This window comes from Mesorhizobium sp. M1348, from assembly GCF_040317925.1.
In the GTDB taxonomy this organism is placed as follows: Bacteria; Pseudomonadota; Alphaproteobacteria; order Rhizobiales; family Rhizobiaceae; genus Mesorhizobium.
On record NZ_JAMYLH010000065.1, the window covers coordinates 1 to 9,444 of the forward strand.

Below are 9,444 nucleotides of genomic sequence, written 5' to 3' on the forward strand. Positions count from 1 at the left end.
TCCCATGCTTGCGCGCCAGGTCGCCCGCCTTCGCCCCCGCTTCGTGCTCACGCAGAACCGCGATGATCTGCTCTTCCGTAAACCGCTTTCTCTTCATCAGTCCTCCTTCAATCGAGGCCGGACTCTAATCTCAGATGGAGGAAATTACCCGTGGCAGGTCAGTCGCAGATGCCAGGGTATGGTCGACTTTTCCTCACAATTCGATCCATGCTCGACCAGGTGCGGGCATGGCTTCGGGCTTTGGCTTGAATTTGTCGATCCGGCAATGCGGCAGGACCCCGAGATGAAGGCGTTTACACTCCTGCCGTACGATGATCGGGGGCCTTGCGGTGATGCAATCTGCGAGACGGACGACTACGCGGAAGTTGCCGGCGTGTACACCCCTGCAGCTTGCCGCTGCCGGACGCCTTACAGCGCGAAAGAATTTTGACCGCCTGATTGAGGCCATCCGAAGGCTCCAAGACCGCGGAATTTCGGCAAACCTCGATCTTTTACAGCGACGGCCCGGAACGGCAGGCTCTTTCGTGCAAGGCGGGCGAGCTCGGTGTTGGCCGGTCTTGGATCCTGACAGCAACCCCGAGCAATACGAATTCGCTCTCGACTACGTCCTTGATCTTGAGCAAGTTCTTCGGTGGCCCGCTCCGATACCAGCATATGCCGCCAATTCAGCGTCTCACACTTGAAAGTTAATTCGTTGAGACCTCACGGTGGTGCTACTTGTCATGCCGTAAATCAGCAGGAGCGCGCGCGGTGACAGCCGTATGAAACCTTCCAGTCCTACATGCCTTTAAGAAAGCCGCAGCTTTACGAAGGGCCGAGTCCTTCGGAAAGAGCACACCGAGCCTTCCACCTTCAGAACCCGGAAGCATGCGGGCCGCAATCACCTCAAAGCCAAGCACCGTAAGCAGATTGCCCAAGGTGAGCGGGGTCCAAGAATGCAGATGCATGTGGGGATTGTTTGACCATGAGCGATGCTGCGGGGCAATGATCGGCATCTCGCACGGTACGAATACCTTCATTTCGCCAGAGGGCTTTAGGACGCGCAACATTTCCAGGAGCACCGTCGACGGGCTGTCAACATGCTCGAGAGCGTGATAGCTAATGATTTTGTCTATCGTGCCGGACGGGATATCCGCAAGTGAGCCAACAACAAGGTCCAAACGCGCAGACGCTTCCTTAACAGCGGTCTCGTTGATCTCTACGCCAATTCGCTTCACCGCTGGCAAGCACGAGAGGATACCGCCTGTGCCACAGCCGAAATCCAGAACGACGTCCGCGTGGCTGCTGAAACCCTCGAAAAGCCTTGCTCTAGACTTCTGGACGGTATCTGTTCGGTAACTGCTCCGCTGCTCAAAATACCGCGCGCCTTTTAGACGTGTATAGAGCGTATCGGATCTTGAATGCATCTACTAACACTCCACGGATCAATAGCATACGGTGAAACTGGCTGGGAGTCCAAGCGCCTTCGGGCAGGCCTTGCGAAAGCGCGCTCTGGAGCGCGCGCAGAATAACGGCCTGTCTGTTCCGGGCCGGGATGATAACCGCGATGTTCATGCTGTTCTAGTCTCATCATCCGCCCGAGACGGAGCCACGCTTGTGGCACCTTGCCTCGTGGTAGTAGGTGGAGTAGCGCGGGTAGAGGGAGCGCCCTCCGTTGCTCTTGCAAAGCCAGATCCAGCACATCTCCAACCAAGTCGACGTGGGGCTGTTCCACCGTCCGGAAGTGGGCGGTCGAGGAGCCGATATTCAGGCAGGGATTCATTGCTTCGCTCGGAAGCGAAGCCAAGATCGTCTGAACGTGCTTGGCTTCATTCGGACGCATCGGCGAGCATGCCCCATCCGCTAGTTACAGTGTGCGAGGGTCTGTCGCCACAGGCCCGCATCGTTATCACCGTTCGCCTCGTCGTTTGCTCCATTCTGTGCGAATTCAGGGGCCCGGGCTGCTCCACCGGACCTCGTACAGGGTCTCCATGACGCCGGAGCCGTACCTGTTGAAGTCCTTCAGGTCCTCGCTCGTCAGTCGCTCGATCGCAGCAGCGTTTATGTTCTCGGCCAGGAGTGACGCCCAGTAGCTTTTGTCCACTATGCGCATGGTGCGACTTGCAGACGCGGCGGCCTCCTGACCGGGCCCATAGCCCTTTGGCTTGTGAATATAGGCGTCCTCACGGGGCCGCGGCAGCGCCAGGCGCCCGTACAGGCGATCCAGAAAGCGGAGAGGATGGGCAACCATATCCTCGAACCTGACAAGCAAGTAGTTGTCTCTGGCAGCCTGTTCCTCAAGCATCTTGCCGGCAATGTGGCTGTAGACTCGACCCGCCATCATGGCCGGCACCCCTCGGCGCTTCCATGAATCGCAAAGGCCGTACCCGTTCCTCACCAGCCCGACGAAGATCGTCTCTTCGAACTGCTTCTCGATTTCAGAGTTCAGGAAGATGTCGTACTCAGTCACCTTGAAGAGGACGTGGCGCGCGAGCGCGAGATCGAGCCCCCTTTCCTTCCGCAGCTGGTAGTCAGCGGCGATCGACGCTTGGATGCTTCTTTCCAGACGCTTCTGAAATCGCTTCGCGTAGAACACTGACCTGGAGGCAAGCTTGCCCGCTTGGACTCCCAGACGCCGATAGACCTTTGGAGGAAGATTCCAGCCGCCGTTGTAGTAGAACTGCCAAAACTCATCGAAGGTCATGAGGACGCCGGGCGAAGAGCCGATCATATTCGCCAGAATGTTCGACCCGCCGCGGCCGAAGGAATTTATGACAATGGCTCGATCCATTCTGGGGTCCAGGGATTGCGGTTCGGTGCGCTATTTGAACTGTCTGAGTGTATTGGGCGATAGTATTTCCTAACCCTCGCGTCGTAAAGGCTCGTGTCACTGTACCTGTAGCGCGCGTGTTTTTGGTTATCGACCATCGTCAGGAGCGTACCACACGAAAACGCATGGGAAATCCGATTTCCGAAGGAGGTACTAGGACGGGCGGAGTCCATCACATTGAACTCGCGGGAGACGACCGGAACCAAGTGGGTTCCGGCGCGCGGATAGATCTTCGGAGCAAGCTGGGCCCCTTGTAGCAGAATTGCCAGAACTTGTCTGCGGCCATCTTACGTCGAGAGAGAGGCAGCGATCATGTTGACCGTATGTTCGAGCCCCCTCGACCGAACGAATGACGATAACGGCTCGTTCCATAAGTACCTCGATGCTCGCAGACCACTCCGTTTCGAAGGATTCTGTTGCCCTTCGGCGCGCCGCAGGGCGTCATTGAAAAGCCAAACTAAAGCGGCGAATTGTTTTGCGAGGAGAAGCGCAATAATCGGTAACGGGCGTCCTGGTGCAGCCTTAGCTCGAAACCAGCGGATATTGGCGCGACGTGAGATAGGTAAGGCACACGATAATGACCCACCGCATTTCTCGCCGGGATCTGGCACGGGCCGCATGCGCCGCCCTTGTGCTGACGGCATCCGGTCGCCCAGGACGGGATGCTCGCGCCGCCGGTCCAGCGCAAGGCTCGCAACCGAAAGCTCACTCCTGGCATCCTGGTCTGTTCCCGGAAATGATCGTGAAATCTTGGTTTCAGGAGGACCTGGCCGAAGGCGAAGTCTCCTCGTGGCAATCCGGCGGTGTGAAGCCGGTGGCTGCGGTGCAAGCCGAGCCCACCCTGCGCCCGACAAAGCTTCCGAATAACGGCGGCGTCCTCTTCAAAAAGGACACGAAACAGGCGTTGACTTGGCCCGTCGATAACGATGCCCCGTACCTTCACCGCTGGTGGTTCGTGATCGCCCGGTGCAATTCGGCAGTCAACGCCGATGCGAATAACGTTTCCGTTCTTTGCGTCAATGGAGCGGAGGGTGGCCCGCTGCATCGCCAGCCGCAGGTCTGTTTCAAGCCCTCGGCAGGCACATTCGTTTCGCGGCTCCATGACGGCAAGCTCAAGAGCGAGGAAGGGCAATGCTCGAAGGATTTTGGCGACTGGAATGTCATGGTCGGGTACCGCCGCGGATTCGTGATGCAGGCCGTGGTGAATGGGGTCAAGACGGCCGGCCAGACGATTTATGCTTTGGCACCCAACCGGATGAAATCGCAGAGCTTCATGGGCGATGTGAACAATCCGATGAGGGCCGAAGTCGCGATCGACTGTGTCATCATTGGACAAGGTGAACTAAATGACTCGCAGATCGACAAGCTGATCGGATGGGGGATGTGGCGCGTCGGCCGGCAATCCGCCCTGCCCGACGATCACCCCTATCGCCAGAGCCCTCCTTCAGCCGTGGATGCGAACGACAAACCGGCACGTTATGAGTTCGATTCAGCCTCGTGGGCGTCCTGGGCAGCCATTGGCAATGAGCGATACGCTCATCGTGGTGAGGCGGCGCCCCCGATCCGCGGTTATTCAACGGTCTTTCTTGACGACTTCGATTCCGGAACGATTGTCGATGATTACAAGGGCGCTCAAGGCAGCATCTGGTATGCGCCGACCCATCTCGCGGGCGTCGGTGTTGACGCCAATGCCCAGCGGGTCTCGGCGTCGCCGTCCTCCTATGTGCACGACGCCGCCAGCCACACGCTGGCGCTCCGGCTCTTGTACAAGCGCCGTTGGAGAACAGGTGCGTTCTCTTCCGTGAACAACAATGGCCAGGGTCGGTGTTGGGGAAAGGGGATCTTCGAGATCCGCGCCAAACTACCGAAGATCGCAGCGCCCCGCCCCGGATTTTTTCCTGCCTTTTGGGCGTATGGCAGGGAGCATCTAATCTGGCGGACGCGTAATCGCCTTGAGACTGACTTTTGGGAATATGACGGTCTCAATGGGGCCTATATCAACATAAGCCAGCACGTCCACAAACCCAGACTCGATTATGCAGGTCCAAATCTCGCGCCACGTGGCATGCACCGGAAAATCGCCGGCTATCAAGTCGATCCATCAAATGGCTTTCCAGCGACGATCGACGTATACGATGGCGAATTTCATACTTGGTACGCACAGATCGAGGATGATTATAGTTATTTCGTGATCGATGGCTATGAAGTGGCGCGCGTTCCGACGACGCCGGAACTCACAGCGAAAAAATACATCATAGTGGATTTCGCTTACGATGAAAAAAAGGGCCGCGCTCAACCGGACCTGTCGCAGACGTATGACATGGTGATTGACTATATAAGGGTCCGGCAGACGGAAACGGATCTGGCTAGGGTCCCGACGGGGTTCAGCGCGTTGCCGGCCTTCTCGGGCCAGGCTTCACCGGGCCAGGCGCTGACCGTCGTAGCGAACGTTATTGCGTCGCAAATTGAGTGTCTATGGTATCGTGACGGCGTTCCGATCGTGGGCGAAACCGGCACAAGCTATGAGCTCAGCTCGCGGGATGTCGGGCATAAGATTCGCTGCCATGTTCGCGCGGTCTCTGTGCTCGACCAGCCAGAAGCCTGGACCCCGGAAAGCGAGACCGTCGGCTAGGTGTTTGATTAGCAGTCCTGGCCGCAAACTAGAAGCGGGAGGTTTCCTAATCCGGTAGGAACATGATGCCAAGCTTCCCCTCCAATACGGCATCGCGGGTTCCGCTTACTGGTGAGACACGCGTGCGGCATGGCGGAGTCTTTCTCCGCCTGCCGGCATTGACACATCCAACAAGGTTCTGTTTCCCGGAAAGAGAACGTGTTAAAAGAATATCGCGCCGCGAGGGGCTGTGATGCGTTATCTCCTCACATTCGCGATACTAAGCCTCTTCCTGCCAATCAGGCTCGAGACGGGTCTTGTATTGCTGCGTCCGTTCGAGCTGATCACATTGCTGGCGCTCATCAACGGCCTGGCCACGGGGCGTTGGCAAAGCTTGGCTTTTCCAGCCGGTTTTCTACTGCTCCTGCCCTTCTTGGGCTGGCACATGGTCTCGGCCTTCAGCGTGGGCATAGAGAATGGCCTGCGCGAGCTGTTGCAGATGTCAGCCGTGGGCGCCTTTGCGTTCGCGCTCGCACAGGAGACCAGACGGCTTGAGACGTACAAGACCGTGAACATCTTGCTTTTCGGCATGGTGTTGATCCTCGCCTATACGATCGCCTGGCATGTGGATCATGGCTACCCGGTCGGTTGGAAGCATCTGTTCGATCCAAGGCTCGTGTTCACCTTCCTTCCAATTGCGCTCGCGGGGCTCCTCCTCTTCGCCAACCGGGCCAAGGGGCGCACCCTTTGGTTTGTATGGGCAGGGCTACTTCCCCTGCTCGTGCTATCTGGGGAACGCAAGGCGTTTTTGATCTATCTCTTTCTGACCGCTGCACTTCTGACGCGCGGAAGGCTCACTGCGATGGTACCGGCGATCGTCGCCGGCTTCGTGGCTCTTCTTGCGGTGTCGACCATGGTGGACAACCCCTATGTCGAGAAGCAATTGCAGTCCATGCTCGATCCGCTGAGCATGGGGCAGTACGAACACCTGGCCGCAACGGGGAAATATGCCCCTGGAGACACGCCGAGCAATGTCCAGCGCTCGTTTTCCTGGACTCTGTCCAGACGGCTCATCTCCGAACATCCAATAATGGGCGTGGGGACGAACCAATTCAAAAATATTATCGATACTGAGTTCCGCGATCTTCCTGCCGAGCTGCGGCTGGGAATCCATGGCGAGTTTCAACGCATCCTCACCGAGAACGGCATCATTGGGCTCAGCCTCTACGTTCTGATATGGGTCGCCGCATGGTTTCGGTTAAGCCGTGCTCTAAGCTGGGCACTTTTTCACGGATTGATCGGAGCGGCCCAGGCACGGCTTCTGCCCCTCATGTTCCTTGTTCCCTGCGCCTTCTACGTTGGAACAGAAGCCTCAGGCACACGAGCTTTCGTCACGCTGATCCTTGTCTCGCTCCTGCCGGAATTGACGCGGCACGGGCTTTGCCTATCATTGAACAGGGCGCGGAGGAGTCACCCGACAAGCATGAGGCATCCTCGATTTCTTGGGCGCCCCTTGCCAGGAAGCACAAGATGAGTGTTTCGGCTATCATGACATGCCACAATGAAGAACGCTTCATTGTGCAGGCAGTGGAAAGCGTGATCAATCAGACCGCATCGAACCGCATCAAAGAGATCATCATTGTCAATGATGGCTCGACGGACGGCTCGACGGAAGTGATTGCGTCGCTGGCCGATCGGGAGCCGCGCATACATGTCCTGACGGCGGCGGGTATTGGGCCTTCATCGGCGAGGAACCTTGCCCTCAGGCATGCTACCGGTGATTTTATTGCAATTCTCGACGGCGATGACCTCTGGGCTGAGGACAAGCTTGAGCGTCAATTGACCGCCTTTGGCAATGGCTGCAAGGCAGGTCTTGTCTATGGTGATTTTGTCGATTTTTCCGCTCCGGATCTTTCCGATGCTCTACACGTCACCGTTCGCCGCTATCGCGCGGACCAATGCGATACGCTGCCGACATATTTTCTGCTTGATGGGCCGATTGTTCCTTCCAGTATCGTTATGCGGCGGGAGATTGTCGAAGATATCGGGTTATTCAACGAGGCATTCAGGGTTGGAGAGGATACAGAGTTTTGTATGCGCGTAGCCGAGCGTTGGACATTTCAACATGTGGCCGGAGCCCTCGTCTATAAACGGCGCCATGGCTCGAACACAACCCGCAGACTCGACGCGCTTCTGTCGGTCGCCGAACGCCTCACGCGAGAATGGGTCATGCGACGGCCGGAGCTTGCGCACCTCGCTCGCCGGCGCAACGCGCGTTTGTACGCGAAAGCCGGCAATGATTGCGTGGCTCAAGGCGAAAAGAAACGCGGAGCGCGCTTACTCATTCGCGCGATGCGGCACGATCCATTGTCCTGGCGGGTGTACGTTTACATTTTCCTTTGCGCCCTGCCGAGGGGCATGGATCCGCAGGTGCGCCGCGCAGCCAAGCTATTGTTCTACCGCGCCTTGCGCAAAAGACTTTGCTGAGGGCTCCTAAAGATGCTGGCGGAATGGCGAGAGTTCGAGCATCTCATGCGGCAGCCCGGGAATCCTTCCGTACCGATTATTCTGTACCGCAACGGCAGGACCATAACGGAGACGAAATCCGAGCTCTCTGATGCGCGAACGGCCGATTATCCGGTTGTGCGTGGTCAGCCCGCACTGATCGATTTCTCTTGCAGTCTCGTGCGTGCCGATGTGCTGACGGCAAGTGGCATCTCACCCATAAAGAGGCGACCGAACTGGCTGAGGATCACCAAGGGATGGCTCTTCGGAACTGCGAATCTCAGCGCGCAAAACGTTGTCAGCTTTCGCGATCACATTCTCTCGCACGGCGTTGAGTGCCCCCTCGTGCTCATGATCGGCGCCGCAACCAAGGGCGCGGGGACCGACGGACTTTATGAAACCGAGGCCGTCCGACAGATTGCATTCGACATCTACCCGTCCGCACACACGCATTTCATCGCGGACGCCCATCAAATTCCGCTTGCCAGTGGCTCGGTGGACGGCGTCTGCATTCAGGCGGTCCTCGAGCATGTGATTAACCCGGAACAGGTCGTTTCAGAGATATCCCGCGTGCTCCGGCCCGGCGGTCTCGTCTACGCCGAGACACCATTCATGCAGCAAGTGCATGAGGGCGCTTATGATTTTACGCGCTTCACTGAGGTCGGACATCGCTGGCTGTTCCGGAATTTCGAAACGATCAGTCGCGGAGCGCTCGGTGGACCCGGCTTGTCACTCTACTGGGCGGCGAAATATTTCCTACGTGGCCTTACCCGGAGCCGGCGGCTTGGTGACGTCTTGAGTCTTCCCTTCGCGCTGGCCGCGCTCATGGACGGCATGATCGGAGAGGATCACAAGATCGACGGCAGCAATGGGGCCTATTTCCTGGGAAGGCTCACCGGAACCAGTATCTCACTAAGCAGCATTGTCGACGAATATCGGGGCGCTCAACGCTAGGAGCCTGTCCGAGTAGTCACTGGTCAAGTTGGGACGAGTCTGATTCCTTGCGGACTATGAGCAAGGAATTTCGCCCCTGGAAGATCGATGAGGCACAGCTTCTGCCGCCGAGCGTGAAGGACTACGTGCCCAAGAACCACCTCTCTCGGCTGATCGTGTCGCTGGTGAGGGAGGAGCTTGATCTATCCGCGATTAGCGGCAGTTACACGAGCGTGCTTGGTCAGCCGCCGTTCGATCCGCGCATGATGACGGCGCTGCTTTTGCAGGGCTACGCGAGCGGCCTCTACTCCTCACGCCGGATCGCCAAGGCTGCCTTGGAGCGTGCGGATTTCATGATGATCGTGGCGGGCGACCCGCCGGACTTCCGCGCGATCTCGGACTTCCGCAAGCGGCACTTGCCGGCGCTGGCCTCGCTGTTCGTGCAGGTGTTGAAGCTCGCCGAGAAAGCAGGTTTGGTGAAGCTTGACCTGCCACGGGTAATTTCCTCCATCTGAGATTAGAGTCCGGCCTCGATTGAAGGACGGACTGATGAAGAGAAAGCGGTTTACGGAAGAGCAGATCATCG

General features: G+C 57.8%; 8 protein-coding genes. 5 read left to right on the plus strand and 3 right to left on the minus strand.

The annotated features are described in order from the left end of the window. From NKH13_RS35260 to NKH13_RS35270, 3 genes are all read right to left on the minus strand, one after another. The coding region (locus NKH13_RS35260) for a transposase (protein WP_352917442.1) at positions 1–97 on the minus strand (97 nt) is incomplete at its 3' end. A gap of 616 nt (positions 98–713) precedes the next feature. Further along, positions 714–1,406, minus strand: coding sequence for a class I SAM-dependent methyltransferase (locus tag NKH13_RS35265; protein WP_352722116.1), 693 nt, complete (start codon positions 1,404–1,406; stop codon positions 714–716). A 521-nt stretch (positions 1,407–1,927) separates the two neighbouring features. Next, positions 1,928–2,770, minus strand: coding sequence for a hypothetical protein (locus NKH13_RS35270; protein WP_352722118.1), 843 nt, complete (start codon positions 2,768–2,770; stop codon positions 1,928–1,930). A gap of 616 nt (positions 2,771–3,386) precedes the next feature. Between NKH13_RS35270 and NKH13_RS35275 the strand changes: the two genes are divergently transcribed. The 5 genes from NKH13_RS35275 to NKH13_RS35295 all read left to right on the plus strand — a co-directional run bounded on the left by NKH13_RS35275 (position 3,387) and on the right by NKH13_RS35295 (position 9,373). Then, positions 3,387–5,441 (plus strand): hypothetical protein, encoded by a 2,055-nt coding sequence (locus tag NKH13_RS35275; RefSeq protein ID WP_352917439.1) that lies wholly within the window; start codon positions 3,387–3,389, stop codon positions 5,439–5,441. Between the two features lie 232 nt (positions 5,442–5,673). Then, positions 5,674–6,954 carry an O-antigen ligase family protein gene (locus NKH13_RS35280; protein ID WP_352722121.1) on the plus strand — a complete coding sequence of 427 codons (1,281 nt, stop codon included), beginning with the start codon at positions 5,674–5,676 and terminating at the stop codon, positions 6,952–6,954. Further along, positions 6,951–7,907: a glycosyltransferase family 2 protein gene (locus tag NKH13_RS35285; RefSeq protein ID WP_352722123.1), complete on the plus strand. Its 957-nt coding sequence runs from the start codon at positions 6,951–6,953 to the stop codon at positions 7,905–7,907. Before NKH13_RS35280 ends, NKH13_RS35285 begins: the two co-directional genes overlap by 4 nt. A gap of 12 nt (positions 7,908–7,919) precedes the next feature. Next, on the plus strand, positions 7,920–8,879 hold the full coding sequence (locus tag NKH13_RS35290; protein WP_352722124.1) for a class I SAM-dependent methyltransferase: 960 nt from the start codon (positions 7,920–7,922) through the stop codon (positions 8,877–8,879). Positions 8,880–8,935: 56 nt separating this feature from the next. Beyond that, positions 8,936–9,373, plus strand: a complete 438-nt coding sequence (locus tag NKH13_RS35295; RefSeq protein WP_352722125.1) for a transposase — start codon at positions 8,936–8,938, stop codon at positions 9,371–9,373. Positions 9,374–9,444: the final 71 nt, after the last annotated feature.